The organism is Kitasatospora sp. NPDC003701 (assembly GCF_053587085.1).
This window is the reverse complement of the sequence record NZ_JBSFNM010000002.1, coordinates 235266-261277: the sequence shown is the minus strand read 5'-3', so window position 1 is coordinate 261277 and position 26012 is coordinate 235266. Positions and strand designations below refer to the sequence as shown.

24 protein-coding genes and 2 riboswitches are annotated in these 26012 nt (G+C 74.0%); of the genes, 18 read left to right on the top strand and 6 right to left on the bottom strand.

The features are described 5' to 3' along the window. Positions 1-370: 370 nt before the first annotated feature. From ACWDRR_RS03300 to ACWDRR_RS03290, 3 genes are all read left to right on the top strand, one after another. Positions 371-796 carry a hypothetical protein gene (locus tag ACWDRR_RS03300; protein ID WP_449770461.1) on the top strand — a complete coding sequence of 142 codons (426 nt, stop codon included), beginning with the start codon at positions 371-373 and terminating at the stop codon, positions 794-796. 122 nt (positions 797-918) lie between these two features. Further along, positions 919-1995 carry an anthranilate phosphoribosyltransferase gene (trpD, locus tag ACWDRR_RS03295; RefSeq protein ID WP_449770460.1) on the top strand — a complete coding sequence of 359 codons (1077 nt, stop codon included), beginning with the start codon at positions 919-921 and terminating at the stop codon, positions 1993-1995. A gap of 190 nt (positions 1996-2185) precedes the next feature. Continuing rightward, positions 2186-2303, top strand: a riboswitch (SAM riboswitch). A 51-nt stretch (positions 2304-2354) separates the two neighbouring features. Further along, complete coding sequence (locus tag ACWDRR_RS03290) at positions 2355-3734, top strand: aminotransferase class V-fold PLP-dependent enzyme (protein WP_449770459.1); 1380 nt, start codon at positions 2355-2357, stop codon at positions 3732-3734. 10 nt (positions 3735-3744) lie between these two features. Here the strand turns inward: ACWDRR_RS03290 and ACWDRR_RS03285 are convergent, their stop codons facing one another. Together ACWDRR_RS03285 and ACWDRR_RS03280 are read right to left on the bottom strand one after the other, a co-directional pair. Further along, a complete protein-coding gene (locus tag ACWDRR_RS03285; protein WP_449770458.1) occupies positions 3745-4026 on the bottom strand; it encodes an Lrp/AsnC ligand binding domain-containing protein in 282 nt (93 codons plus the stop codon). A gap of 41 nt (positions 4027-4067) precedes the next feature. Further along, positions 4068-4850, bottom strand: a complete 783-nt coding sequence (locus tag ACWDRR_RS03280) for a rhomboid family intramembrane serine protease (RefSeq protein ID WP_449770457.1) — start codon at positions 4848-4850, stop codon at positions 4068-4070. Between the two features lie 202 nt (positions 4851-5052). Here ACWDRR_RS03280 and ACWDRR_RS03275 point away from each other — a divergent pair, with 202 nt between their 5' ends. From ACWDRR_RS03275 to ACWDRR_RS03250, 6 genes are all read left to right on the top strand, one after another. Further along, entirely contained in the window at positions 5053-5304 is a 252-nt protein-coding gene (locus ACWDRR_RS03275; RefSeq protein ID WP_449770456.1) for a hypothetical protein, read from the top strand. 137 nt (positions 5305-5441) lie between these two features. Then, positions 5442-6926 carry an NYN domain-containing protein gene (locus ACWDRR_RS03270; protein WP_449770455.1) on the top strand — a complete coding sequence of 495 codons (1485 nt, stop codon included), beginning with the start codon at positions 5442-5444 and terminating at the stop codon, positions 6924-6926. A 213-nt stretch (positions 6927-7139) separates the two neighbouring features. Continuing rightward, positions 7140-8183 (top strand): NlpC/P60 family protein, encoded by a 1044-nt coding sequence (locus tag ACWDRR_RS03265; RefSeq protein ID WP_449770454.1) that lies wholly within the window; start codon positions 7140-7142, stop codon positions 8181-8183. A gap of 323 nt (positions 8184-8506) precedes the next feature. After that, positions 8507-8661: riboswitch (cyclic di-AMP (ydaO/yuaA leader) on the top strand. Positions 8662-8671: 10 nt separating this feature from the next. After that, positions 8672-9835 carry an NlpC/P60 family protein gene (locus ACWDRR_RS03260; protein WP_449770453.1) on the top strand — a complete coding sequence of 388 codons (1164 nt, stop codon included), beginning with the start codon at positions 8672-8674 and terminating at the stop codon, positions 9833-9835. 225 nt (positions 9836-10060) lie between these two features. Beyond that, positions 10061-11119 carry an NlpC/P60 family protein gene (locus ACWDRR_RS03255; RefSeq protein ID WP_449770452.1) on the top strand — a complete coding sequence of 353 codons (1059 nt, stop codon included), beginning with the start codon at positions 10061-10063 and terminating at the stop codon, positions 11117-11119. 47 nt (positions 11120-11166) lie between these two features. After that, complete coding sequence (locus ACWDRR_RS03250) at positions 11167-12288, top strand: hypothetical protein (protein WP_449770451.1); 1122 nt, start codon at positions 11167-11169, stop codon at positions 12286-12288. A gap of 21 nt (positions 12289-12309) precedes the next feature. Here the strand turns inward: ACWDRR_RS03250 and ACWDRR_RS03245 are convergent, their stop codons facing one another. Then, a complete protein-coding gene (locus ACWDRR_RS03245) occupies positions 12310-13734 on the bottom strand; it encodes a glycosyltransferase 87 family protein (protein ID WP_449770450.1) in 1425 nt (474 codons plus the stop codon). Between the two features lie 244 nt (positions 13735-13978). Between ACWDRR_RS03245 and ACWDRR_RS03240 the strand changes: the two genes are divergently transcribed. Further along, complete coding sequence (locus ACWDRR_RS03240; protein WP_449770449.1) at positions 13979-15115, top strand: glycosyltransferase family 4 protein; 1137 nt, start codon at positions 13979-13981, stop codon at positions 15113-15115. Positions 15116-15163: 48 nt separating this feature from the next. Here ACWDRR_RS03240 and ACWDRR_RS03235 read toward each other — a convergent pair whose 3' ends face one another. Next, complete coding sequence (locus ACWDRR_RS03235) at positions 15164-16957, bottom strand: AMP-dependent synthetase/ligase (RefSeq protein ID WP_449770448.1); 1794 nt, start codon at positions 16955-16957, stop codon at positions 15164-15166. Positions 16958-17276: 319 nt separating this feature from the next. Between ACWDRR_RS03235 and ACWDRR_RS03230 the strand changes: the two genes are divergently transcribed. The 5 genes from ACWDRR_RS03230 to ACWDRR_RS03210 all read left to right on the top strand — a co-directional run bounded on the left by ACWDRR_RS03230 (position 17277) and on the right by ACWDRR_RS03210 (position 21412). Beyond that, positions 17277-17711, top strand: coding sequence for an SRPBCC family protein (locus ACWDRR_RS03230; protein WP_449770447.1), 435 nt, complete (start codon positions 17277-17279; stop codon positions 17709-17711). Positions 17712-17736: 25 nt separating this feature from the next. Next, on the top strand, positions 17737-18909 hold the full coding sequence (locus ACWDRR_RS03225) for an ArsA family ATPase (RefSeq protein WP_449770446.1): 1173 nt from the start codon (positions 17737-17739) through the stop codon (positions 18907-18909). 127 nt (positions 18910-19036) lie between these two features. Further along, the gene (locus ACWDRR_RS03220) at positions 19037-19396 is read left to right on the top strand and encodes a DUF5304 family protein (protein WP_449770445.1); all 360 of its coding nucleotides are present in this window, start codon (positions 19037-19039) and stop codon (positions 19394-19396) included. Positions 19397-19588: 192 nt separating this feature from the next. After that, positions 19589-20533: an ROK family glucokinase gene (locus tag ACWDRR_RS03215; RefSeq protein WP_449770444.1), complete on the top strand. Its 945-nt coding sequence runs from the start codon at positions 19589-19591 to the stop codon at positions 20531-20533. Positions 20534-20668: 135 nt separating this feature from the next. Continuing rightward, a complete protein-coding gene (locus ACWDRR_RS03210) occupies positions 20669-21412 on the top strand; it encodes an endonuclease/exonuclease/phosphatase family protein (protein WP_449770443.1) in 744 nt (247 codons plus the stop codon). Positions 21413-21532: 120 nt separating this feature from the next. On the opposite strand, the gene ACWDRR_RS03205 is transcribed toward ACWDRR_RS03210, so the two are convergent. Continuing rightward, complete coding sequence (locus ACWDRR_RS03205) at positions 21533-22255, bottom strand: hypothetical protein (protein ID WP_449770442.1); 723 nt, start codon at positions 22253-22255, stop codon at positions 21533-21535. A 10-nt stretch (positions 22256-22265) separates the two neighbouring features. Next, positions 22266-23060 carry an alpha/beta hydrolase gene (locus ACWDRR_RS03200; protein WP_449770441.1) on the bottom strand — a complete coding sequence of 265 codons (795 nt, stop codon included), beginning with the start codon at positions 23058-23060 and terminating at the stop codon, positions 22266-22268. A 193-nt stretch (positions 23061-23253) separates the two neighbouring features. Between ACWDRR_RS03200 and ACWDRR_RS03195 the strand changes: the two genes are divergently transcribed. From ACWDRR_RS03195 to ACWDRR_RS03185, 3 genes are read left to right on the top strand one after another with little or no spacing between them, the layout of a single operon-like run. After that, a complete protein-coding gene (locus tag ACWDRR_RS03195; RefSeq protein ID WP_360628108.1) occupies positions 23254-24072 on the top strand; it encodes a lysophospholipid acyltransferase family protein in 819 nt (272 codons plus the stop codon). 28 nt (positions 24073-24100) lie between these two features. Beyond that, complete coding sequence (macS, locus tag ACWDRR_RS03190) at positions 24101-25291, top strand: MacS family sensor histidine kinase (RefSeq protein ID WP_449770440.1); 1191 nt, start codon at positions 24101-24103, stop codon at positions 25289-25291. Continuing rightward, positions 25284-25967 (top strand): response regulator, encoded by a 684-nt coding sequence (locus ACWDRR_RS03185; RefSeq protein WP_449770439.1) that lies wholly within the window; start codon positions 25284-25286, stop codon positions 25965-25967. Before macS ends, ACWDRR_RS03185 begins: the two co-directional genes overlap by 8 nt. Positions 25968-26012: the final 45 nt, after the last annotated feature.

The following is a 26012-nucleotide window of genomic DNA, read 5'->3' as shown; positions in this document are numbered from 1 at the left end:
ACGCCGGGGGGTGTCCCTCGGAGTGTCCGGTGCGTGCGGTATGCCCCGGTGACGGCCGACGGGGCGTCCGGACGGGGGCTGAGCAGCGGCGTGTCCCTTTTCTGACGGTTCTTCGAAGGCACCTTCGACCCTGATGCCCTGCGTGTCGCTCCACCCCTTCGGGGACGGCCGGGAGTAAGGAAACGGCCGTCGCGTCGGCCGTACGGGTGGACCGCGCCGTCGGGGGTGACGGGCTGTCCTCCGAGCGGGTGAGTCGTGGGCGCGGCGGCTTGAGAAGGATCGCGCGGGAGTGACTCGGCGGGCGGTGATCGGGAGTAGCATCCGGGTTGAGGCGAACGTGGTCCGGATCACACTTGAGGGAGCAGGGCCCATGGCGTACACCACCGACGAGACGCTGACCGTTCTCGTCTACAGCCACGACCGCAACACCCGCGAGCAGGTGCTGACGGCCCTCGGCCGCCGGCCCGCCGAGGACCTGCCGGAGCTGACCTACCTGGAGTGCGCGACGACCCCCGCGGTGCTGAAGGCACTGGAGAAGGGTGGCGTGGACCTCTGCGTGCTGGACGGCGAGGCGGTGCCGGCCGGTGGCCTGGGGCTCGCCCGGCAGTTGAAGGACGAGATCTACGGCTGCCCGCCGCTGCTGGTGCTGATCGGCCGGCCGCAGGACTCCTGGCTGGCCGCCTGGAGCCGGGCCGACGCGGCCATCTCCCACCCGGTGGACCCGGTGGCGTTGGCCGAGGCGGCCGCCACCCTGCTCCGGGCCCGGCTGGCGAAGCGGGCGCCGGCCACCCGCTAGGGGCGCGTCTCAGTACGAGAGAAGTGAAGGCGGCGGCGGGGCGGTGGCGCCCCGCCGCTCGATAGGCTGACTCCATCCGTACGGACATCCCCTCGGGGAACCGACAAGAGCTGGAGTCAGCCATGGTGAACGTGAACCCTGCGAACGGCGGCAAGGACCCCGTGCAGGTGGTCCGCACCTGGCCGGACATCCTCTCGTCGCTGCTGCGGGGCGAGGACCTGGACCGGGCGGACACCGCCTGGGCGATGGACCGGATCATGAGCGGCGAGGCCTCCGCGGTCCAGATGGCGGGCTTCATGGTCGCCCTGCGGGCCAAGGGCGAGACGGTCGACGAGATCGTCGGCCTGGTGGACTCGATGTACGCGCACGCCGAACCGCTCTCCATCCCCGGTCCGGCGGTGGACATCGTGGGCACCGGCGGCGACCGGGCGAAGACCGTCAACATCTCGACCATGTCGGCGATCGTCGCGGCGGCGGCCGGCGCCAAGGTGGTCAAGCACGGCAACCGGGCCGCCTCCTCGGCGAGCGGCTCCTCGGACGTGCTGGAGAAGCTCGGCGTCAATCTGGACCTCTCGGCCCGGCGGGTCGCCGAGGTCGCCGAGGAGGTCGGGCTGACCTTCTGCTTCGCGGCCAAGTTCCACCCCGCGATGCGGCACACCGCCCCGGCCCGCAGCGGCCTCGGGGTGCCCACCGCGTTCAACACCCTCGGCCCGCTGACCAACCCGGCCAAGGTGACCGCGCACGCGATCGGCTGCTTCGACACCCGGCTGGCCTCCCTGATCGCCGGGGTGCTGGCCCGGCGCGGATCCACCGCGCTGGTCTTCCGCGGCGACGACGGCCTGGACGAGCTGACCATCACCACCACCTCGCGGGTCTGGATCGTGCGCGACGGCGAGGTCACCGAGACCTCCTTCGACCCGCGTGAGGTCGGCATCGAGCTGGTCGGCATCGAGTCGCTGCGCGGCGGGGACCCGGCGTTCAACGCGGACGTCGCGCGCCGGCTGCTGGCCGGGGAGCGCGGGCCGGTGCGGGACGCCGTCCTGATGAACACGGCGACGGCGCTGGTGGCGCTGGACCTCACCGACGCACCGCTCACCGAGCAGCTGGCGGCCGGGATGGAGCGGGCCGCGGCGGCCATCGACTCGGGTGCCGCCCAGGACCTGCTGCGTCGCTGGTCGGAGGCCACCGCCAGGGCGTGAAGCGACTGTTGGGGCCCGCGGGGGGACGCCCTCCGCGGGCCCTTCGCGCGCCCCGCAGGCCCTGGGGGGAGGGCGGCGTCGGACCGTGGGTACCGGACGAGAGCGGCCCGGAGGCGAGCGGGCGACGGCGCCGTCCGGATGGTGGACCGTTGTTTGACCACTCGGCGGACGCGACCTAGAGTCTTCGCCAGGTCATGAGTGACAGCGCAAAGCCCCAGCTGGCTGTCCGGCAACCCTCCGTCCGTGGCGGGGTGCCCTGGGTGAGGACCGGGTCTCGCGGCAATCCGTCCGCGCGACAAGCGCGGACGCCGGCTGATACGCACTCCCGGGGTCCTTACCCGTCGAAGGAGTGCATCCTCATGTCCGTCGCCACCGAAATCTGCGCCCCGCTCCCCGTCCTCGGCCACGATGTCGAGGTCCCGCTGGTCAACGGTGACAAGGTCACCTACGCCGCGCTCGACTACGCCGCCAGCTCCCCGGCGCTCCAGCGGGTCTGGGACGACGTCGCCGCCTACGCCCCCTACTACGGCAGCGTGCACCGGGGCGCCGGCTACCTCTCGCAGCTCTCCACCGACCTCTTCGAGCAGAGCCGCCGCACCGTCGCGGACTTCCTCGACCTGCGTGAGGGCGACCAGGTGGTCTTCACCCGGGCCACCACCGACTCGCTGAACCTGCTGGCCGGCGCCGTCCCGGCCGGTACCCGGGTGTTCGCCTTCGAGACCGAGCACCACGCCTCGCTGCTGCCCTGGCGCCACGCCGGGCTGAGCGTCACCTACCTGCGCGCCCCGCGCTCGCGCGCCGAGGCGGTCGCCGCCCTGGACGCCGCGCTGGCCGAGGCCCCCGAGGGCCCCAAGCTGCTCTGCGTCACCGGCGCCTCCAACGTCACCGGTGAGCTCTGGCCGGTCGCCGAGCTGACCGAGACCGCCCACCGGCACGGCGCCCGGGTGGTGCTGGACGCCGCGCAGCTCGCCCCGCACCACCGGGTCTCGGTGCGCGAGCTGGGCGTGGACTGGATCGCCTTCTCGGGGCACAAGATCTACGCGCCGTTCGGCGCCGGGGTGCTGGCCGGCCGGGCGGACTGGCTGGACGAGGCCGAGCCGTACCTGGCCGGCGGCGGTGCGACCCGGACGGTGGCCCGCGAGGCCGACGGCTCGGTGGCCGTGCAGTGGCACACCGGCCCGGCCCGGCACGAGGCCGGTTCGCCGAACGTGATCGGCGCCTACTCCATCGCCTCGGCCTGCCGGGCGCTGACCGAGGCCGGCTTCGACGCGCTGGAGGCCCGGGAGCAGCAGCTGATCGCCCGGCTGACGGCCGGCCTGGCGGAGGTCCCGCAGGTGCGGGTGCTGAACCTGTTCGGCGCCGACTCGGCCCGGGTGGGCGTGCTCTCCTTCGTCGTCCAGGGCTGGAACAGCTCGCACTTCTCGGCGGCGCTCTCCGCCGAGTACGGCATCGGGGTGCGCGACGGGCTGTTCTGTGCGCACCCGCTGGTGCGCACCCTGCTCGGTGACGAGGACGTGGCGCCGTCCGAGTGCGGCGCCCCGGAGTCGTCGCTGCCGGGGGAGCGCAGCCTGAACGCGATCCGGGTCAGCTTCGGCGCGGGCACCCCGGACGAGCACATCGACCGGTTCCTGACCGCCGTCCGCGAGCTGGTCACGGACGGCGCGGCCTGGAACTACCGCAACGAGGGCGGCCGCTGCGTCGCCACCGTGCAGGTCGACAGGGGCCGTCGCGCGGTCTGAGCGGGACCGGCTACTCGCCCAGGCCGAGTGCGAAGGCGGTCTCCAGGTCGTGCTGGGAGTAGGTGCGGAAGGCGATCTGGGTCTCGGTGTGGGCCACGCCCGGGACCTTGTTCAGCCGGCCGGGGATCACGTCGGCCAGGTCGTCGTGCCGGCGTACCCGCACCATCGCCACCAGGTCGTAGCCGCCGGTGACCGAGTAGACCTCGCTGACGCCCTCGATGGCCGCGATCGCCTCGGCGATCTCCGGGATGCGGTCGACGCTGGTCTTGATCAGGACGATGGCGGTGATCACTTTTTGGGCTCCTTTGTGAGGTGTCGCCAGGGTATCGGGCGTCAGCCGGGCCGTCGCGAGGGGCGGGTGGCCAGCGTGCAGGCGTACAGGAAGCCCGCCGAGAAGCCGATCACATGGCACAGGTAGGCGACGCCGGGTCCGGCCGAGTGCACCGACCACCACTGCAGTGCGAACCAGAGGCCGAGCACCAGCCAGGCCGGGAACCGCAGCGGCAGGAAGAGCAGCAGCGGGACGAGCGTGGTCACCCGGGCGCGCGGGTGCAGCCGCAGGTAGGCGCCGAGCACGGCGGCGATCGCCCCCGAGGCGCCGATCAGCACCCGGGTCGAGTTCGCCGAGTGCGCCTCGGCCAGCGCGAAGCCGTAGGTGGCCAGCGAGCCGGCCGCCAGGTAGAAGAGGGCGAACCGGGCCCGGCCGAGGCGCTCCTCGATGGTGGGGCCGAACACCTGGAGGAAGAGCAGGTTGCCCACCAGGTGCAGCCAGCCGGCGTGCACGAAGAGCGAGCTGAGGACCGACAGGGCCGGGTGCTTGCCCGGGGTCGGGGCGGCCGGGCACCCCGGTACCGGATCGGGTGCCTCGGCCAGCTGCTCGGCGCTCAGCGGGCGCCCGGCGAGCAGCTCGGCCGGGACGGCGCCCCACCGCTGCTCGTACCGCTGCTCCGCGCAGACCCGGTCCTGCCCGCCGCCGTAGAGCGGGTTGAACCCGGCCGCCGGGCCGAGCAGGAAGACCAGGACGTTGAGCGCGATCAGCGCGTAGCTGACGGCGGGGACGGGTGCGGCCGGGCGGCCGTCCCGCGCACCGGTGTCGTCGAGGACCGGGATCGCCATGCGACCAAGCATCCCTCCGTCCGGCGCGGGCGACACCGCGTAGTACGGCAGGTGGACCACCCCCGGGATCGCCGTGACCGGTGGCCGGGGTGGTTGCCTCAGGCAATAGGCTTGGGCCGGGCATTCCCGCCTCCCGCCGCCGATGCCGGGGCTCCGGGGGGAGCGCCTCCGCCCACCCAGGGACCACCCGAGAGGACCCCCGATGACCGTCCCCGCCCTGACCGCAGAGACGCGTTGGCGCTGCACCCTGTGCGGCAACCTGACCCGCTTCGACGTCACCCGTTCCGCCCGGGTGACCGAGTTCCTCCACTTCGACCTGGCCGGCGAGTCCAAGGTGGAGGAGACCGAGGTCCTCAGCGAGACCATCGAGTCGGTGCGCTGCCGCTGGTGCAACGCGGTGGACCAGGTGGAGCTGGTGGCCCGTCCGGGCGCCGAGGCCGCCGAGCAGGCTTGATGCCCGCCCCGCGCGGTGGACGGTGCGCGGCACCGCCGTCCGCCGCGCGGGACAATACAGACAGAGCGCACGGAGCGTGACGACCAGGGGTACGGCCGACGGCCGTACCCCGCTGGACGAGGATCGGAGCCGAGGACGTGGTGGACGCAGCGAAGGAGCCCGCCGGGCCGCAGGGGCGGCAGCCCGCTGTGGACGCGCAGGCGCCGGACGCGGTCGAGGCTGCCGCACCCGGCACCGGCGCCCCCGCCGAGGAGGCCGTCGGTGAGGAGTCCGGCGGCTCGGGCGGTGAGGAGCCGGCGGCAGGCCGCGCGGCCGAGAAGCTCGACCGGCCGCTGCCCGAGGGGGTGCGCCGGCGCGTGGTGGGCCTTGCCGCCGACGCGCTCGGCGGGCTGCCGCTGGCGGAGCTGCCGCAGGCGCTGCGCCCGTACGCCAAGTTCACCCCGGCGCGCCGGGCCAAGTACGCCGCCACCGCGCTCGCCGCGGCGCTGGAGTCCGAGCCGGCGTTCCGGGTGCGGATAGCGGAGCGGCTGCGGCTCGGGCAGCCGGACCTGGTCAGGGCGCTGGAGTCGGGCAGCGTGCCGGGTGCCGCCGATCCGATGGACGTGGCGGCCGCCGCCTACCTGGTGCGCTCGGCGGGCTGGAGCCGGCTGGTCGCGGAGGCCGGCGAGGAGGCCGAGCGGGCCGGCGCCGAGGGCGCGGCGGCCGAGGCCGCCCGGCTGGCGGAGAAGCTGCAGGCGGAGCTGGCCGAGGTGCGCGCCGCCGCCCGGGCGGACCTGGACCGGCAGCGGGCCGAGTCGGAGGACGTCCGCAAGGAGGCGGAGTCGCTGCGCAAGAAGGTGCGTTCGCTGGAGAGCGACACCCGCCGGGCGCAGGCCGAGGCCCGTCGGCTCGCCGGGGAGCTGGAGGCGTTGAAGGCGCAGTCGGCCGCCGAGCGCGGTGCCGGCGAGAGCGAGGCGCGGCGGTTGCGGCACCGGATCTCCGAGCTGGAGAACGCCGCCGAGCAGGGCCGCCGTTCGGCCCGCGAGGGGCGCAGCGTCGAGGACATGCGGCTGCGGCTGCTGCTGGACACCGTGCTGCAGTCGGCGCAGGGGCTCCAGCGGGAGCTGGCGCTGCCGGTCTCCCAGATCCGCCCGGCCGACCTGGTGGAGGCGGTGGTGCCGGGCTCGGCCTCGCCGCACGACGTGGCGCGGCGCGGGCTGGCCGAGGACGACCCGGCGCTGCTCGACCAGTTGCTGGCGATCCCGCAGGTCCACCTGGTGGTGGACGGCTACAACGTGACCAAGACCGGCTATCCGACGCTGCCGCTGGAGCAGCAGCGGATCCGGCTGCTGGGCGGGCTGGCGATGCTGGCCCAGCGCACGCAGGCGGAGGTCACCTGTGTGTTCGACGGGCAGGACCTCGACGTGCCGGTGATCATGGCGCCGCCGCGCGGGGTCCGGGTGCGGTTCAGCCGGACCGGGGAGACGGCGGACGAGCTGATCCGCCGCCTGGTCCGGGCCGAGCCGCAGGGTCGTCCGGTGGTGGTGGTCTCCGCCGACCGCGAGGTCGCGGAGGGCGTGCGGAAGGCGGGCGCGCGCCCCGTGGCTTCCGTCCTGCTGCTGAACCGGCTGGCCCGGCCCTGACCTCGATCGGGTGCTGTCCAGTCCGGAGTGACGCCTGGTCAGCGCCCGGTTTGCGGGGATGTGTGGATCCGGTGAAGTCATGGCGGGGGGCGCAAGTTCACGCCATTGGGGGAGTGGCGCAAAGCGTGGATCTTCACTAGGGTCTGGCGTCAAACCTATTTTCCGGATTCTCACTCAATCGGGTGAGGCCCGTTGGAAGAAGGAGCCGGTCTCTTGGCCACCCACCGCCGTCCCAAGCAGCCGAGCCGCGCGCGGGTCTCCGTGCTCACCGCTGCCGCGGCGACCGCGGTCGCCCTCTCCGCCCAGGTCGCCGCCCACGCCGCGCCGAGCCCGTCGCCCAAGAAGGACGACGTGAAGGCGCAGATCGACCAGCTGCAGGAGGAGGCCGAGCAGGCCACCGAGAAGTACAACGGTGCCAAGGAGCGTGCCGACCAGCTGCGCAAGCAGTCGGACCAGCTCCAGGACCAGGTGGCTCGCGGCCAGGACCAGATGACCCAGCTTCAGGCCGGGCTGGCCGAGGTGGCCGGTGCGCAGTACCGCACCGGCGGCATCGACCCGTCCGTCCAGCTGATGCTCTCCTCCGACCCGTCCGGCTACCTGGACAAGGCCTCCAGCGTCCAGCAGGCCAGCTCCAGCCAGGCCGACGCGCTCAAGGGCCTGCAGGACCAGCAGCGCCGGCTGGACCAGCAGAAGACCGAGGCGGCCGCGATCCTGGCCTCCCTGGACAGCACCACCAAGGACCTGAACCAGTCCAAGGCCGAGGTCAACAAGAAGCTCAAGGAGGCCCAGGACCTGCTGAACTCGCTCAGTGCGGCGGACCGGGCCGCGCTGAAGGCCGCGCAGCAGCAGGCCGACCGGGCCTCGCGCGGCAGCGAGCGGGCCGACCTGGGCAGCCTGCCGCAGGCCAGCGGCATGGCCGGGGCGGCCGTCGCCAACGCGATGAGCAAGCAGGGCTCGCCGTACCAGTGGGGCGCCACCGGGCCGAGCGGCTTCGACTGCTCCGGTCTGATGGTCTGGTCGTACGCGAAGGCCGGCGTCACGCTGCCGCGCACCTCGCAGGCGCAGGCCAACTACGGCTCGCGGGTGCCCTCGCTCGCCGAGGCCCAGCCGGGCGACCTCATCATCTACCGCGCCGACCGCAGCCACGTCGGGATGTACATCGGCAACGGCATGGTGGTGCACGCGCCGCACACCGGCGACGTGGTGAAGGTGATGAAGGCCGACGCGATGCCGATCAACGCCATCCGCCGGGTCTGACGGACCGACACGCCCACGGGCCGGGACTCGGCCCCTGTGATCCGCGCCACCCCCTGACCGGGGGTGGCGTCGGTGTTCGCGGCGGCGCGATGACAAACGATCAGCTCCGCGTACGCCGGTGATCACACCCGGTCATAATCACAAATGAACTTGGATATTCTTCCGGCATTTTTCTGACAAGGATTTGAACGGATCACGGTTCTGTTACTAGGGTCGTGCCTCGAACCACCGCACAGTCGATCACCCAGCCGGGGTGACGGCGGGGGTTTACCGCCGAGTTCGCGAAGCAGCGGGGCAGGACATCTGCCCGACGGGGAGCCCAGTAGTCGGGGGCGCTGTGGAACGGAGCCGGGGAACCATGTTCCTCCGGGGTGAATCGGCGCCAGGTCGACCGGTACGACGGTCGGTGAGGCGTCGTAGGGCACGCTTCCGGCCCGAACCCGTCAGCTCACCCGGTAGGCGGACGTAGGAAGAAGGAGTCCGCCTTCGTGGCGTCCCATCGTCGTCCCAAGCCCGCCGGCCGCGCCCGGGTCTCGATCCTGACCGGTGTCGCCGCTGCCGCGGTCGCCCTCTCCGCGCAGTCCGGCGCCCACGCCGACCCGACGCCGACCAAGGACCAGGTCAAGGAGCAGGTCGACCAGCTCAACGAGCAGGCCGAGCAGGCGACCGAGAAGCTCAACGGCGCCCAGGCCAAGCAGCAGGAGCTGCAGAAGCAGGTCGGTGAGCTGCAGGACAAGGTGGCCCGCCAGCAGGCGTCGGTGACCGAGGCCCAGGGCGGCCTCGCCGAGATCGCCGGCGAGCAGTACCGCAACGGCGGCATATCGCCGACCGTCCAGCTGATGCTCTCGTCCAGCCCGGACAGCTTCCTCACCCAGGCCGGTGCCATCAACCAGGCCGGCAGCACCCAGTCGAACGCGCTGAAGGACCTCCAGGAGCAGCAGCGCAGGCTCGACCAGGACCGCAACGAGGCGCAGAGCAAGCTCGGCGAGCTCGAGGCCACCACCCAGCAGCTGAAGGCCTCCAAGGAGGAGGTCCAGGGCAAGCTGGCGAAGGCCCAGGACCTGCTCAACACGCTGACCGAGCAGGAGCGCGAGGCGCTGCGCGCGGCCGAGGAGAAGGCCGCCGCCGAGGCGAAGGCCAAGGCGGACGCCGCCAAGGCCGAGGCCAAGGCGAAGGCGGACGCCGACCGGGCCTCGCGCGACAACAGCCGCGACAACCTGGCCGCCTCGACCTCGTCGTCGGCCGCCAAGCCCGCCGCGTCCACCCCGGCCCCCGCGCCGTCCGCGCCCGCCGCCAACGGCTCGCGCGCCGCCGCCGCGATCGCCGCCGCCGAGAGCAAGCTGGGCGCGCCGTACGTCTACGGCGCCTCCGGCCCGGGCTCGTTCGACTGCTCCGGCCTCACCAGCTGGGCCTACGCCCAGGCGGACGTGTCGCTGCCGCGCACCTCGCAGGCCCAGGCCACCATCGGCACCAACGTCGGTACCAACATCGCCAACGCCCAGCCCGGTGACCTGATCATCTACCGCTCGGACCGCAGCCACGTCGCCCTCTACGTGGGCGGCGGCCAGGTCATCCACGCGCCGAAGCCCGGCGCGAACGTCCGCTACGAGACCGCCAGCATGCTGCCGATCTCGGCCATCGTGCGCGTCTGATCCGACGTCCGCCTCCGCAGGCCCGGTCTCCCCTCGTGGGAGGCCGGGCCTGCGGCTTTCGGGCAGGATCGCGCGGGTGTCCGATTGCGGGTCAAATATTCGGGTTGGGAGGGGTTTGGACTCGCTCGCCCGGACTCGCTAACGTCTGCCACCGGACTCCCGCTTGAGAGCCGCCCGCTCCGGTGCGGCGGCGGGGCCGGGTCGCAGGATCGGAGCCACTGGCGTATGGCCGTGCACCGCCGTTCCCCCCTGCCGGGCGCGCTCGCCCGCGCGCTGGTGCTGACCGCCGCGGCCACCACCGCGCTGGGGGTGGCGACGGGTGGTGCCGCCCAGGCCGCCCCGGGCGCGCCGGACGGGCCGTCGAACCGCAAGGACGTCAAGGCGCAGGTGGAGCAGCTGTACGACGAGGCCGAGCAGGCCTCGGAGAAGTACAACGCGGCCCTGGACGCCCAGCAGCGCCTCCAGCACGAGACCGGCACGCTCCAGCAGCAGGTCGCCGTCGGCCAGGAGGAGCTCAACCAGCTGCGCGGCGACCTCGCCTCGGTGGCCGGCGCCGAGTACCGGGGCGGCGGGATGGCGCAGACCGTCCAGCTGATGCTCTCCTCCGACCCGGAGGGCTACCTCTCCAAGGCCCGCGCCCTGGACCAGGCCGCCGAGCGGCAGAACGAGACGCTGCACGAGGTGGTGGCCCGTCAGCGCCGGCTCGACCAGCGCCGCGCCGAGACCTCCGTGAAGCTCTCCGAGCTGGAGCAGACCCGCCGCGCCCTCGCCGACAGCAAGCAGCAGATCCAGCAGCGGCTGGCCAAGGCACAGCGGCTGCTCAACAGCCTGGGGGTCGGCGAGCGGGCCCGGATGGTGGCCCAGGACGCCCGCGAGGCCGAGCAGCGCGCCACCCGCGGCACCGACCGGCTCGACCTGGGCACCGCCCCGCCCGCCTCCGAACGCGGCGCCGCCGCGCTGGCCGCCGCCGTGAAGATGATCGGTTCGCCCTATGTGTACGGATCCACCGGGCCCCGCGCGTTCGACTGTTCCGGTCTGATGTACTGGAGCTGGCGGCAGGCCGGAGTGACCCTGCCGCGCACCTCGCAGGCCCAGGCGTACGCCGGCCAGCGGGTCAGCATCTCCGACGCGCGACCGGGAGACCTGGTGATCTTCTACCGGGACATGCACCACGTCGGCATGTACGCCGGCGGCGGGGTGATCGTGCACGCCCCCTACCCGGGTGCCAAGGTCCGCTACGAGAGCGTCAACGCGATGCCCGTCGCGGGGGTGATCCGGCTCTGAGCCGGCCCGCACCGACACCTCCCGCCGACCCCGGGGCACGCCGCCGCGTGCTGTCCCGGCGCGGTGCGCTGCTGCTCGCGGCGGGCGGACTGGCCCAGCTCTCGCTGCCCCGGGCGGCCCCGGCGGCCTCCGTGGCGGACCACCGGGGCGAGGTGACCGGGCTGCTGGCCGAGCGGGCCCGGGCACTGACCGCCGGAGCGTCCGCACCCCCGGTCGAGGCGGCCTACCGCAACCTCGTGCTCGGGCCGGCCGCCGAGCCGGACCGGCTCACCGTCACCGCCGAACTGACCGTCCGGGTGGCCGGCTACGACGAGTACCCGGTGGTCCACCCGCGCCGGCTGGTCCTGCTGCGCGGCGGCGACGGCTGGCGGGTCGAACGGGAGGAGAGCGCGGGCGGGCCGCCGCCGCTCTGGGACCTCGGGACCGTCCGGGCGGCGAGCGGCGCACACAGCCTGGTGCTCGGTCTGGATGGCGGGCCGGACCCGGCGCAGCTCGCGGCCGCGGCCGACCGGGCCGTCCCGGCCGTCACCGCGCTCTGGGGCACCGCCTGGGCGGGCCGGCTGCTGCTGGAGCTGCCCGCCACCGAGGAGCAGTTCGGCCGGCTGCTGGACGCCGACCCGGCCGGCTGGACCGGCATGGCCGCCGTCACCACCGCGGCGCCCGGCGCCCCCTGGCACACCCCGGCGGACCGGGTGCTGGTCAACCCCGAGGCCTACCGGGGGCTCAGCGACTTCGGCCGCCAGGTGGTGACCACCCACGAGGCGGTGCACGTGGCGACCCGGGCCGACACCCGTGCCTGGACGCCGCTCTGGCTCTCCGAGGGCGTCGCCGACTGGACCGGCTACCGGGACTCCGGCCGCTCACCGCGGCAGATCGCCCCCGAGCTCGCCCGTGACGTCGCCGCCGGGAAGGTGCCCTCGGCGCTGCCCGCCGACCGGGACTTCACCGCAGGCGCCGCCGGCATCGCCCAGGCCTACGAGCAGTCCTGGCTGGCCTGCGACCTGATCGCCCGCCGCTACGGGCCCGAGCGGCTGGTCGCCTACTACCGGGCGGTCGGCGCGGCGGGTGCGGGCGCCGGGCCGGACCGCGTCCTGCGGGACGAGCTGGGGCTCGGGCTGGCCGAGTTCACCGGGCTCTGGATCGCCGAGGTCCGCCGGCTGGCGGGGTAGGCCCGGCCGCCGAGCGGCGCCCTAGCGGCGCCGCTGGGCCGGCGGACCCGGCCGGTCGATGCCGTCCAGCAGGTCCTGCTCGTACGCGATCCCCGGGCGCACCGGGTAGCCGGTGGCCGACCCCGGCTCCGTGCGGTCCAGCACGACGGTGGGCGGGAGCTGGTCCGACCCGCGGGTCGAGCGCCAGAGCCGGACGCAGGAGAGCGCGGTGGCGGCCAGCAGCAGCAGGTTGCGCAGGGTCAGCGTGGTGACGGCCCAGGGCTCGCTGTTGACCAGGTCGCTGAAGAGCAGCGGGAACTCCAGCAGGGTCAGCGGCGTCGCGGCCAGGATCAGCAGCGCCACCGGCCGCTGGCTGGTGCCGCGCACGGTCAGGCAGACCGCCGCCACGCCGACCAGCCAGACCAGGTACTGCGGGCTGATCACCCGGCTGGTCACGGTGAAGATCAGCAGCGCGGCCAGCGCCGCGTCGTACATGGTGGCCGCGTTGCGGCGCTTGGCGGTGAAGCGCCAGAGCAGCAGCCAGGCGAAGCCCAGCAGGCTGCCGGCCATCATCACCTTGCCGACCACGTACACCCACGGCCCGAGCATCTCGACCGAGCCGTAGTTCATCGTCACCCGGCCGTCCCAGGCTCCGGCCATCCGGGCGAAGTGCAGCGGCAGCGCGCCCACCGACTCCACCTCGACGCCGCGGTCCTTCTGGAAGGTCAGGAACTCGAACGCGCCGTTCATCCCGGCCGCGAGCAGGAAGCCCACCGAGACGGCGGCGGCCGCGGCGGCGGTCCACGCGCGGCGGGTGCGGCGGCCGGACGGGGTGCCGATCAGGCCGATCAGCGGCCAGATCTTGATGATCCCGCCCAGGCCCAGCAGGATCCCGCCGATCGCCGGGCGGCGGATCAGCGCCAGCAGGCCGGCCACTGCGACGGCGGTGACGATGACGTCGTACCGGTTGTAGATCATCGGGCCGAGCAGCGGCACGCCGGCCACCCAGACCCAGGCGCCGGTCAGCGCCCGGCCCTTGCGCAGTCCGGTCCGCACCAGGAGGGCCATCGCGACGGCGTCGGCGATCCCGCAGATCACCCAGAAGGAGACCACGTACGACCAGGGCAGCAGGCCGGGCAGCATGATCACCAGGGCGGCGCCGGGCGGGTACTGCCAGGTCACGTCGTCCAGCGGGAAGGTGCCGGTCTGCAGCACGCCGTACCAGCCGTGGTAGATCAGCCAGACGTCGGTGGTGATGTCCCCGCCCGCCATCCGCAGCACACCGGTCACCAGGAGCAGCAGCAGCGCCCGGGAGGCCAGCCACGTCCCGCCGAGCGCGCACAGCGCCCCGGTGCGCCGGGAGGGGCCTGCGGGGGCCGGTACGGGCTCCTGGCGGACGGCCAGCGCCGTGCCGGGGCCGTCGGCGCCGCTGGGTGAACCGGACTTGGTGGCCGGGGCCAACTCCACTGCGCTCCCTCGTTCGTCTCGGACGTCCCACCGGAGGCGTCGCGCGACGGACGCCCGGGCGGCCGGTGCCGGGCGCGGCGCCACGTTCGGCGGGACCACAACGGCTGCCTAGGTACTAGGACAGACCCGGGGGTGAAACGGTTGCCGTGCGCGGATCCGTTCCCGGCGGGTCATGGTGTTGACCTATCGTACGGATCACCCAGCGGTACACCGAGCACCCCCCGACCGAGCGAGCCGTGGCCTGATGCACAAGACCTTGATCGTCACCAACGACTTCCCGCCGCGACCCGGCGGCATCCAGGCCTTCGTCCACAACATGGCTGTCCGTCAGCCCGCCGGGAGCGTCGTGGTCTACGCCTCGACCTGGCGTGACGGCAGCGAGGTCGCCCGCTTCGACGCCGAACAGCCGTTCCCGGTGATCCGCGACCGGACGAAGGTGATGGTTCCCACACCGCGGGTCACCCGGCGGGCCGCCGAGATCCTCCGGGCGGAGAAGTGCGACTCGGTCTGGTTCGGTGCGGCCGCCCCGCTCGGGCTGATGGCGCCCGCGCTGCGCCGCGCCGGGGCCCGGCGGCTGCTCGGCATGACGCACGGGCACGAGGCCGCCTGGGCCCAGCTCCCGGTGGCCCGGCAGCTGCTGCGCCGGATCGGCGCCGGCACCGACACCCTCACCTACCTCGGCGAGTACACCCGCTCCCGGATCGCCGACGCGGTCGGCCCGCAGGCGGCGGCCCGGATGGTGCAGCTGCCGCCGGGGGTCGACGAGCAGACCTTCCACCCCGACTCGGGCGGCGCCGAGCTGCGCCGCCGGCTCGGGCTCGCCGACCGGCCGGTGGTGGTCTGCGTCTCCCGGCTGGTGCCGCGCAAGGGCCAGGACACCCTGATCGAGGCGATGCCGCAGATCCTCGCCGAGGTGCCGGACACCGTGCTGCTGATCGTCGGCGGCGGCCCCTACCGGGCGGACCTGGAGAAGCTCGCCGACGCCCGGGGCGTCCGCGCCGCGGTCCGGTTCACCGGGGCGGTGCCGTGGTCGGAGCTGCCCGCGCACTACGGCGCCGGTGACGTCTTCGCGATGCCCTGCCGCACCCGGCGGGGCGGGCTGGACGTCGAGGGCCTGGGGATCGTCTACCTGGAGGCCTCGGCGACCGGACTGCCGGTGGTGGCGGGGGACTCCGGCGGCGCGCCGGACGCCGTCCTGGAGGGCGAGACCGGTTACGTGGTGCCGGGCGGCTCGCCGGCCGCCGCGGCCGAGCGGATCGTCCGGCTGCTGAACGACGAGGAGCTGCGCCGGCGGATGGGCGAGGCCGGGCGGCGCTGGGTGGACCGCTCCTGGCGGTGGGACCTGCTGGCCGGGCGGCTCACCTCGCTGCTGGCCGGCTGACGCCGCGGTGAGGGGCCCGGCCGCGGCCGGGCCCCCCACCGGCCGGTCTCAGCGCTGGTAGATCGCCTCGACGTCGGCCGCGAAGTCCTTCAGCACCAGGTTGCGCTTGAGCTTGAGCGACGGCGTGAGGTGACCGCTCTCCTCGGAGAGGACGGTGTCCAGCAGCCGGAACTTCTTGACCGCCTCGGCGTGCGAGACGGCGGCGTTGCCGTCGTCCACGGCGGCCTGGACGGCGGCGAGCAGGTCCGGGTCCCCGCTCAGCTCGGCGACGGTGGCGGTGGCCGGCTTGCCGTTCAGCTCCTTCCACTTGGGGAAGAAGTCCTCGTCCACGGTGACCAGGCAGCCGATGAACGGCTTGCGGTCGCCGACCACCATCACCTCGCCGATCAGCGCGTGCGCGCGGATCCGGTCCTCGATCACGGCCGGGGCGACGTTCTTGCCGCCCGCGGTGACGATGATCTCCTTCTTGCGGCCGGTGATGGTGAGGTAGCCCTCGGAGTCCAGCGAGCCGATGTCGCCGGTGGAGATCCAGCCGTCCTTCAGCGCGTCGGCGGTGGCCTGCGGGTTGTTCCAGTAGCCGGTGAACACCTGCGGGCCCTTGAACAGCACCTCGCCGTCCTCGGCGATCCGCACGGCGGCGCCGGGCAGCGGCTGGCCGACCGTGCCGATCTTCGGCTTGTCCCACGGGTTGAAGGCGGTGGCCGCGCAGGTCTCGGTCAGGCCGTAGCCCTCCAGCACGGTGAAGCCGATGCCCCGGTAGAAGTGGCCGAGCCGCTCGCCGAGCGGGGCGCCGCCGGAGATCGCGTGGGTGGCCCGGCCGCCGAGCGCGGCGCGCAGCTTGCTGTAGACCAGCTTGTCGAAGATCTTGTGCTTGATCCGCAGGCCCAGACCCGCGCCGCCGGCGTCCAGCGCCCGGCTGTACGCGATCGCGGTGTCGGAGGCCTTGTCGAAGATCTTGCCCTTGCCGTCGGCCTGGGCCTTCGCGCGGGCGGTGTTGTAGACCTTCTCGAACACTCTCGGCACACCCAGGATCAGGGTGGGCCGGAACGACGCCAGCTCGGCGGTGACGTCCTTGATGTCCGACACGTGGCCGAGCTTGATCGGGGCCATCGCGGGGGCGATCTCCGCGATCCGGCCGAGCACGTGGGCCAGCGGCAGGAAGAGCAGGACCGAGCTCTCGCCGGTGCGGAACAGCGGGGCCAGCCGCTCCACGATGTTGCCGCACTCGGCCATGAAGTTGGCGTGGGTCAGCTGACAGCCCTTGGGGCGGCCGGTGGTGCCCGAGGTGTAGACGATGGTGGCGATCGAGTCGGCCGTCGCGATCGAGCGGCGCTCGGTGACGGCGGTGTCGGGGACGTGCTGCCCCGCCTCGGCCAGCGCCGCCAGCGCGCCGCCCTCGATCTGCCAGGTCTTGCGCAGCAGCGGCAGGCGCGGGCGGACCTCCTCGACCACCTTGGCGTGCTGGGCGGTCTCGGTGAGCACGGCCACCGCCCCGGAGTCACCGAGGATCCACTCCACCTGCTCGGCGGAGGAGGTCTCGTACACCGGCACGGTGATCGCGCCGGCCGTCCAGATCGCGAAGTCCAGCAGCGTCCACTCGTAGCGGGTGCGGGACATGATGCCCACCCGGTCGCCGGGCTCGATGCCCGCGGCGATCAGCCCCTTGGCTGCGGCGTGCACCTCGACCAGGAACTGGGCGGCGGTCAACTCCTGCCATCGGCCGTCCACCTTGCGGCTGAGCACCACGACGTCCGGGTGTCGCTCGGCGTTCTGGTGCACGAGGTCGGAGAGGTTACCGCCGCTCGGTACCTGGTAGAGGGCCGGAAGGCTGAAGTCGAGCAAGACTGCTCCTCGTTCGCGACGCTGCGGGACGGCAGGACGTTACTGCCCGGTAGGCAGCTTCGACCAGGGGGGTCGGCTCCGGTGTTCGAAGTGTCACACCTTTACCCGGTCCGACCAGGCCGTGACCGGGTCGTTCGAATGGCACCCTACGACAGCCCGGTGGTGACCGGCGGGTAGCCTGCGGGTGCCCCCGGGCCCGGGACTTCGCGCCCGAGCCCTGGACCTGAGGGATCGCCGGTCGCGATAGCCTGCTCCGGGCGCACCCGACCGAGCAGGCTCGGCCGGGCCGGCAGCAAGGGACGACGCGGAGGGCCATTCCATGGCGGAGCACACCAGGTCGAGCATCACCATCGACGCGACCCCGGCGAAGGTCATGGACGTGATCGCCGACTTCGCCGCCTACCCGGCCTGGACCGGCGAGGTGAAGGAGATCGAGGTCCTGGAGACCGCCGAGAACGGCCGCGCCGCCCAGGTGCGCCTGCTGCTCGACGCCGGCGCCATCCGTGACGAGCACGTCCTCGCCTACACCTGGGACGACGACCGCGAGGTCGGCTGGACGCTGGTGCGCAGCCAGATGCTCCGCTCGCTGGACGGCTCCTACTCGCTCGCCCCGCTGGACGGCGGCCGGACCGAGGTCACCTACCAGCTGGCCGTCGACGTCAAGATCCCGATGCTCGGGATGATCAAGCGCAAGGCCGAGAAGGTCATCATCGACCGGGCCCTGGCCGGGCTGAAGAAGCGCGTCGAAGGCTGACGCCGAGAAAACGGGGCTGGACGGCATGACGGCGACACGCACCATCCTGGTCAGCGGCGACGCGGCGGCGCCCACGGTGGCCGCCGCGACCGCCCTGCACGCCGCCCGGCAGGGCCGGCGCACCCTGCTGCTGGCCGCCGACGACCCGCACCGCACCCTGGACACCGTCCTCGGTGCGCGGCTGGAGCCCGAACCGGCCGGGTACGCGCCCGGCCTGACCGTGGCCCGGATCGACGAGCAGGCCGCGTTCCGGCACGCCCTCGGCGAGATCGGCGGCCGGATCAAGCCCGCCCTCGACCTGCTCGGCGCGGACCCGCTCGACCCCGAGGAGCTCACCGCCCTGCCCGGCACCGCCCGGCTCGCCCTGCTCCGCGCCCTGCCCGCCGCCGAGGCCGACGTCCTGGTGGTGCTCGCCCCGCCGCCCGCCGAGCTGATCGCCGCACTCGCCCTGCCCGAACAGCTGGAGCGCTACCTGGCTCGGCTCGTGCCCGAGCAGCGCCAGGCCGCCCGGGCGCTGCGCCCGCTGCTGGCCGGCCTGGCCGGGGTGCCGATGCCCGCCGACTGGCTCTACGAGGGCCGGAGCAAGGCGGCCGCCGCCCTCGCCGAGGCCCGCGCGGCGATCGCCGCCCCCGGCACCAGCGTCCGCCTGGTCACCGCCGCCGACGCCCACCCGTACGAGGAACTGCGCCGGATCCGGGCCGGGCTGGCCCTGCACGGCCACCGGCCGGACGCCGTGGTGGTGCACGGCGCGCTGCCGGAGGCCGCCGCCGGCTCCGCGGACCCCTGGCTGGCCGGGCTGGCCCGCCGCCGGCAGGAGGAGCTGGCCGCGCTGACCGCCGCGAGCGACGTCCCGGTGCTGGTCACCGGGCTCGCCGAGGTCACCCTGGAGGCCGTCGCCGACCGGCTCTACGGCGCCGGCCCCGGTCCGGCCCCGCTCGACCCCGAGCCGTGGACCGTCGAGGACCGGCTGGCCGGGGACGGGCTGCTGGTCTGGCACCTCCCGCTGCCCGGCGCCGAGCGGGCCGACCTGGACCTGGTGCGGCGCGGCGACGAGCTCGTGGTCGGCCTCGGCGCCCACCGGCGGGTGCTCGCGCTGCCGTCGGCGCTGCGCCGCTGCACGGTCGCGGGAGCGGGCCTGCACGACGGGGCGCTCGCCGTCCGCTTCGCGCCCGATCCGGCGCTCTGGCCGCGCGGCTGATCCTCCTGCGGCACCGCCGGCGGTGCCGCCCCGGGCCCGGGACCGAGCCCGTCGGGGCGGCGGGGCCCGTCCGGTAGCGTCGTGGCCAGGGGCCGCAGGCGCGGCCGGAGCTGAGGAGACGCCCGCGATGACCACTGCCGACGACCGCACCGAGCAGGCCGCCGAGCACCCGTTCGGCCCCGAGCTGGGCCCGCTGGTGGACGAGGTGCGCCGGTTCGCCGTCGTCGTCGGCCAGAAGGCCCAGGAGGCGAGCGCCGAGACCCTGATCTCGCTGGCCGGCCTCGCCGACCGGCTGCGCGAGAAGCAGCCCGAGGTGTACGAGCACCTGTCGGCCGCGACCACCGGCCTGGCCGCCGCCGGCAGTGAGCTGGTGGCCGCCTACCGGGCCGCCGTGGCCGGCCACGAGTACCGCTGGACCGCCGGCGACGGTGCCCGCAGCGAGCGGATCGACCTCGACACGCCTGACGGACCGTCCGACAAGCAGTGAAGCCCTGACCCCCGGGTAGTGACCGTGCGGACCCTCGCTGTGACGGAGCGGGGCGGAATGTACGACTTTTGAAGCTGATCGGCGAGCTTGGACGCGAATTGTCTTCGGTTAATGTAGGCGACGGTGTGTACGGGGGCAGGGTTGGGCGGTACCGTTCCGTCCAGCGGGAACGAGTGAATAGCTGAGGGACACATGGCTCTGACCATCGGCGTCGACGTCGGCGGGACCAAGATCGCGGCAGGCGTGGTCAACGAGGCGGGCGAGATCCTGGCCCGGACCAGGGTGCCCACCCCGGCCGACCCGCAGTGGGCGGTCGACGCCATCGCGCAGGCCGTGCGCGAGCTCAAGGAGCAGTACCCCGACGTGGTGGCGGCCGGTGTCGGCGCCCCCGGCTTCGTCGACCGCGACCGCTCCACGGTGATCTTCGCCCCCAACATCGACTGGGAGGACGAGCCGCTGCGCGGCCGGATCGAGGAGCTCGCCGGCCTGGACACCGTGGTCGAGAACGACGCCAACTGCGCCGCCTGGGCCGAGTTCCGCTTCGGCGCCGCCGCCGAGTACTCGGACATGGTGCTGATCACCGTCGGCACCGGCATCGGCGGCGGGATCGTGCTGGACGGCCGGCTGCACCGCGGCCGGTTCGGCGTGGCCGGCGAGATCGGCCACCTCAACATGGTCCCCGACGGCCTGGCCTGCGGCTGCGGCGGCAAGGGCTGCTGGGAGCAGTACGGCTCGGGCCGGGCGCTGCGCCGCTACGGCCGTGAGCTGGCCGCCGCCGACCCGGTGCGCGGCCGGCGGATGCTGGAGCTCAACGACGGCGTCGCCGAGACCATCCGCGGCATCCACATCACCGAGGCGGCCGAGGAGGGCGACCCGCTCGCCCTGGAGTGCTACGCGGAGCTGGCCGACTGGCTGGGCCGGGGCATGGCCGACCTCGCCGCGCTCTTCGACCCGGCGGTCTTCGTGTTGGGCGGCGGGGTCTCCGACTCCGGCCGGCTGCTGCTCGACCCGGTCGCCAAGGCCTTCGAGCACTACCTGACCGGCGGGGTGCACCGCCCACGCGCCGAGGTGGTGCTCGCCTCGATGGGCTCCGCCGCCGGGATCGCCGGCGCGGCGGACCTCGCCCGTACCGTCTGACCGCGCCCGCACCCGCCGACGGCGGCGGCGCGACCGGAGCCCCGAGCCCGGCCGCGCCGCCGCCGTCGTCGTGTTCCGCCCCGGCCCGGCGCCGCCTGTCGTACGGTCGTCACCGGACGAAAGGGGAGGACCGCCATGACCACCGGACCGACCGAGCTGCCGCCGCCCGGGCCGCGGCGGCTGCGGCTGCTCAGCTACAACATCCGCTCGCTGCGCGACGACCGGGCTGCCCTCGTTCGGGTGATTCGAGCCTGCGAACCGGACGTGGTCTGCGTTCAGGAGTCGCCGCGCTACTGGCGCCCGGAGGGCCGGGCCGCCTGGCTCGCGCAGCAGACCGGCACCGTGGTGCTGGCCGGCGGCGGCCGGACCGCCGCGGGCCCGCTGCTGCTCGGCCGGCTCGGCGTGGACGTGCTCGCCGTCCACGACCGGTTGCTGCCCAAGACCCGCGGGCTGCACGCGCGCGGCTTCGCCGGCGCGCTGGTCCGGGTGGCCGGCTCGGCGCCGTTCACCGTCACCAGCTGCCACCTGAGCCTGGACGCCGAGGAGCGGTACGGCCAGTTCGAGCTGCTGCTCGACCAGCTGAAGATCGCCGAACTGGGCGTCGTGGCGGGGGACTTCAACGAGCACCCGGACGGCGCCGGCTGGCGGTTGCTGGCCGGCCGGCTGCAGGACGGCCACCTGGTGGCGCCCTGGGGCGGCACCTTCACGTCCGTCCCGGAGAACCCCTACCAGCGGATCGACGCCGTCTTCGCCACCCCCGGCATCCGGGTCCTCGCCTGCGGAGTGCCGCACGGCCTGCCCGGTGTCACCGACGCCGATCTGCGGGCCGCCACCGACCACCTGCCGGTGCTCGCCGTCCTGGAGCTTCCGGCCGGCTGAACACCGGGGCCGCCGAACCGGCCGGACCGGGACCGGCCGGACCGGGACCGGCCGGACCGGGACCGGGGCCGGCCGGGCCGGGACGCCGGCCGGACCGGGGCCGGCCGGGCCCGGCCGGGCCTAGACGACGGCGCCGCCGTGCGGGTCCTCCGGCTCGTCCTCGTCGCGCTCCTTCATCCGGACCACCAGGGTGACGAAGCCGCCGAGGAAGGCGGTCACGCCGACCCAGGCCGGCCAGCCGGACACCTCGCGCCAGACCACCGCGTCGAACAGCAGCAGGGCCGGCCCGCCGAGCACGGCGAGCCAGGCGAACTTGGCGGTGACGTCGGCGGCGGGCAGCGGCGGCGGCTCCGGCGGGACGAAGTGGCCCTCGTCCGTCTCCTCGGTCAGCTCGAAGTCGCGCGGGCCCGACCCGGCCGCCGGCATCACCGGCCGGCCGGAGCGGGGCCGGGGCTGCGGCGCCAGGTCGGCGAGGTCGTCCGGGCCGGTGCGGTGGTCCGGGTCCTCCTTGAAGCCGCCCTTGAACTCGCCGCGCGCCCGGAGGTCCTCGACCTCCGGCCAGTTCGGGTTGTTGAGGTCGACGGGATCGTCGAACTGGGCGACCAGCGCGGCGAAGATCTCGTCCTGCTCGGCCTGGCTGCGCTCGGGTGCGCGCCGCACCCGGGGCGGTTCGGGAGCCGGAGCGGCCTCCGCGCCCTCTCCCGCGGCGGCCCCGCCCTTCGCACCCTCGGCCTTCACCCCGTCGGCCTTGGCGGCCTCGGCCTTCGCGGCGTCCGCCTTCGTGTTCTCCGCGTCCTCGCGGGGCGCCTCGTCCTCGCCGCCCGCCGTGCTGCTCTCGTGCACTTCCGGCCCTTCAGCCTTGGTGATCGTCGGATTCGATCCGGGTGACGCCCGCCGCGTGCGCGGGAGCCAGCCGTCGGATGAAGTCCTGGCCGGCCGCGAATATTTCCGCCGCGTCGTGGTCCAGCGTCGCGACGTGGTAGCTGCGCTGGCACAACCGCTCCGTCACATCGGTCGAGGATATCCGGGCCAGCACCAGTTCCGAGTTGGCCGAGGAGACCACGTGGTCCTGCGGGCTGTGGAACAGCAGCACCGGCTGGGTCACCTGCGGCAGCCGCTGCTGGACGTCCTTCCAGAGCCGGGCCAGTGACCAGGCGGCGTGCAGCGGCGTCCGGTCGTAGCCGAGCTCGACCGCGCCCGGCCGGGCGATGTCGTTCGCGATCCCGGGCAGGCTGGGCACCAGGTGACGCAGCACCGGAAGCAGCACACTCGCGGGGTTGTCGGAACGCACCGACGGGTTGACCAGCACCAGTCCGGAGACCACCGGGCCGTGCAGCGCGGCCAGCCGCAGCGCCAGCGCGCCGCCCATCGACAGGGCGAGGACGAAGACCTGCTCGCACTCGGCGGCCAGCGCCAGCAACTCCCGCTCGACCTCCGCGTACCAGTCCTCCCAGCGGGTCACCTGCATGTCCTGCCAGCGGGTGCCGTGGCCGGGCAGCAGCGGCAGCGAGACGGTGAACCCGGCCGCCGCCAGCTCCTCGGCCCACGGGCGCAGCGACTGCGGTGAGCCGGTGAACCCGTGGCAGAGCAGGACGCCCACCGGCCCGCCCCGGTGGCGGTACGGTTCGGCACCGGGCAGCAGCGGCATGGCGGGCTCCTTCGCGGGCGGCGACGCGTTGGGACAACGGGGACTGCTGAACAGGAGGCTGCGGAAAGCGCATCGTCCCACGCGCCCGCACACGTCGTACACCCCTGCCGGACACCCCGCCGGGGCGGGGCGGGGCGCGGGCGGTGGCCGCGGGGCATTAGGATCGACCGGTCCGCATAACAGGAGGCCCGGGTTGTTCTACCGACTGATGAAGATGATCGTCGCGCCACTGCTTCGGATCTTCTTCCGGCCGTGGATCGAGGGTGAGGAGAACATCCCCACCGAGGGCGCCGCGATCATCGCGAGCAACCACCTCTCGTTCTCGGACTCCTTCTTCTTCCCCGCGCTGATCAAGCGCCGGGTGACCTTCATCGCGAAGGCGGAGTACTTCAACACGCCGGGTCTGAAGGGCAAGCTGACGGCCGCCTTCTTCAAGGGCGTCGGCCAGCTGCCGGTGGACCGTTCGGGCGTGCGCGGCGCCGGCGAGGCGGCGATCCGCAGCGCGATCGCCGTGCTGGAGCGCGGTGAGCTGTTCGGCGTCTACCCGGAGGGCACCCGCTCGCCCGACGGCAAGCTGTACCGCGGCAAGGTCGGCGGCCTGGCCCGCGTCGCGCTGGCCACCGGTGCGCCGGTGATCCCGGTCGCGATGATCGACACCGAGAAGGTGCAGCCGCCCGGCCAGGTCGTCCCCAACTTCGGCATCCGTCCGGGCATCCGGATCGGCCGGCCGCTGGACTTCTCCCGCTACCACGGCATGGAGAACGACCGCTTCATCCTCCGTTCGGTGACGGACGAGGTGATGTACGAGATCATGCGGCTCTCCGGCCAGGAGTACGTGGACATCTACGCGACCGCCGCCAAGCGGCAGATCGCCGACGACAAGAAGCGTGCCGACGCCGAGCGCAAGGCCGTCCAGAAGGCCGAGCAGGCCGCCGCCAAGGCCGAGAAGGCCGAGGCGGAGAAGGCCCAGAAGGCCGCCGAGCAGGAGCAGAAGGAGAGCGGGTCGGCGTAGGCCCGCCCGCCGGGGGAGGGGCGCGCACATGACGGACGGCAGCAGAACGGGGGCGGTCGGCGCCGCGGTCGCGGCCGGCGGCATGTCCGTCGAACTGCCGCTCTGGCGGGCCATCTCGTTCTTCCGGGTGCTGGCGCTCTGCTACGCGGTGCTGCGCTACTTCAATTCGTACCTGGAGTTCCTGCACCCCGTCGCCGGCTGGATCTACCTCGGCGCCCTGACGCTCTGGACGCTGGCCAGCACCCGCGCCTTCGCCGGACCGCAGCGCTGCACCTGGTACGTGCTCGGCACCGACCTCACCCTCGCCGTCACCGGCATCGTGATGAGCGGGATGACCGACGACCCGGCCCGGATCGGCCACGGCGCGCCCACCCTGCCCACCATCTGGGCGGCCGGCACCGTGCTGGGCTTCGCGGGCCGGGGCGGCTGGCGCTGGGCGGCGGCGGCCGGGTCGGTGATCGGGGTGGCCAACATCCTCGGCCACGGCGGTCCGACCGGCGACAACATCCACAACATCGTGCTGCTGATGGTGGCCGGCTGCGCGATCGGCTACGTCATCGAACTCGCCCGCGCCAGCGAGGCGACGCTGACCAGGGCGCTCCAGGTCGAGGCGGCGAACCGGGAGCGCGAGCGGCTCTCCCGGGACATCCACGACGGGGTGCTCCAGGTGCTCGCCCTCGTCCAGCGCCGCGGCGGCGAGCAGGGCGCCGGCCGTGGGGCGGACTTCGCCGAGCTCGGCCGGCTGGCCGGCGAGCAGGAGCGCGCGCTGCGGGCCCTGATGAGCGGCGGCCCGCTGCCCGCCCAGCGCGCACCGCTGGAGCCGCAGGACCTGCGCACCCTGCTCGGCCCCCACACGGACGAGCGGATCACCCTCTCCGCCCCCGGCACCCCGGTGCTGCTGCCCGGCCCCGCGGCCGGCGAGCTGGCCGCGGCCGTCGGTGCCGCGGTGGACAACGTCCGCCGGCACGCCGGACCGGGCGCGCGCGCCTGGATCCTGCTGGAGGACGAGCCGCAGGCCGTCACGGTCAGCATCCGCGACGACGGTCCGGGCTTCGCGCCCGGCCGGCTCGGCGAGGCGGAGCAGGCCGGCCGGCTCGGGGTCTCCCAGTCGATCCGCGGCCGGCTGCTGGACCTCGGTGGTACGGCCGAGCTGTACTCGGTGCCCGGGGAGGGCGTCGAGGTCGAACTGCGCGTCCCGAGGAAGGGTTCTGATGACTGATCAGCCGAGGACCGACCGGCCGCCGGTGCGGGTGATGGTCGTGGACGACCACCCGATGTGGCGCGACGCCGTCTCGCGCGACCTCGCCGAGGCCGGGCTGGACGTGGTGGCCACCGCCGGGGACGGCGAGGAGGCCGTCCGCCGGGCCCGTGCCTGCGCCCCGCAGGTGGTGGTGCTCGACCTCAACCTGCCCGGCCTGTCCGGTGCCGAGGCCTGCCGCCAGGTGGTCGCCCAGGATCCTTCGGTGCGCGTCCTGGTGCTCTCCGCGAGCGGTGAGCACGCGGACGTGCTGGAGGCGGTGAAGTCCGGCGCGACCGGCTACCTGGTGAAGTCGGCCGGCCGCGAGGAACTGCTGGACGCGGTGCGCCGCACCGCCGTCGGCGACGCGGTCTTCACCCCGGGCCTGGCCGGGCTGGTGCTCGGTGAGTTCCGCCGGCTCGCCGCCGAGCCCACCGCCCCGACGGCCCCCGCCGCCCCGCAGCTGACCGCGCGGGAGACCGAGGTGCTGCGGCTGGTCGCCAAGGGCCTGTCGTACCGGCAGATCGCCGACCGGCTGGTGCTCTCCCACCGCACGGTGCAGAACCACGTCCAGAACACCCTCGGCAAGCTCCAGCTGCACAACCGGGTCGAGCTGGTCCGGTACGCGATCGAGCAGGGCCTGGACGACGAGATCTGACGCGGTCCGGCGCCGTTCGGGCGGGGCGCGCCGTCCGGCACGCCC

Excerpts from the sequence above, each read along its gene's own strand:
- ACWDRR_RS03300 (WP_449770461.1), top strand. The coding sequence starts at position 371 with ATGGCGTACACCACCGACGAGACGCTGACCGTTCTCGTCTACAGCCAC.
- trpD (WP_449770460.1), top strand. The coding sequence starts at position 919 with ATGGTGAACGTGAACCCTGCGAACGGCGGCAAGGACCCCGTGCAGGTG.
- ACWDRR_RS03290 (WP_449770459.1), top strand. The coding sequence starts at position 2,355 with ATGTCCGTCGCCACCGAAATCTGCGCCCCGCTCCCCGTCCTCGGCCAC.
- ACWDRR_RS03280 (WP_449770457.1), bottom strand. The coding sequence starts at position 4,850 with ATGGCGATCCCGGTCCTCGACGACACCGGTGCGCGGGACGGCCGCCCG.
- ACWDRR_RS03275 (WP_449770456.1), top strand. The coding sequence starts at position 5,053 with ATGACCGTCCCCGCCCTGACCGCAGAGACGCGTTGGCGCTGCACCCTG.
- ACWDRR_RS03255 (WP_449770452.1), top strand. The coding sequence starts at position 10,061 with ATGGCCGTGCACCGCCGTTCCCCCCTGCCGGGCGCGCTCGCCCGCGCG.
- ACWDRR_RS03240 (WP_449770449.1), top strand. The coding sequence starts at position 13,979 with ATGCACAAGACCTTGATCGTCACCAACGACTTCCCGCCGCGACCCGGC.
- ACWDRR_RS03230 (WP_449770447.1), top strand. The coding sequence starts at position 17,277 with ATGGCGGAGCACACCAGGTCGAGCATCACCATCGACGCGACCCCGGCG.
- ACWDRR_RS03225 (WP_449770446.1), top strand. The coding sequence starts at position 17,737 with ATGACGGCGACACGCACCATCCTGGTCAGCGGCGACGCGGCGGCGCCC.
- ACWDRR_RS03220 (WP_449770445.1), top strand. The coding sequence starts at position 19,037 with ATGACCACTGCCGACGACCGCACCGAGCAGGCCGCCGAGCACCCGTTC.
- ACWDRR_RS03215 (WP_449770444.1), top strand. The coding sequence starts at position 19,589 with ATGGCTCTGACCATCGGCGTCGACGTCGGCGGGACCAAGATCGCGGCA.
- ACWDRR_RS03210 (WP_449770443.1), top strand. The coding sequence starts at position 20,669 with ATGACCACCGGACCGACCGAGCTGCCGCCGCCCGGGCCGCGGCGGCTG.
- ACWDRR_RS03200 (WP_449770441.1), bottom strand. The coding sequence starts at position 23,060 with ATGCCGCTGCTGCCCGGTGCCGAACCGTACCGCCACCGGGGCGGGCCG.
- macS (WP_449770440.1), top strand. The coding sequence starts at position 24,101 with ATGACGGACGGCAGCAGAACGGGGGCGGTCGGCGCCGCGGTCGCGGCC.
- ACWDRR_RS03185 (WP_449770439.1), top strand. The coding sequence starts at position 25,284 with ATGACTGATCAGCCGAGGACCGACCGGCCGCCGGTGCGGGTGATGGTC.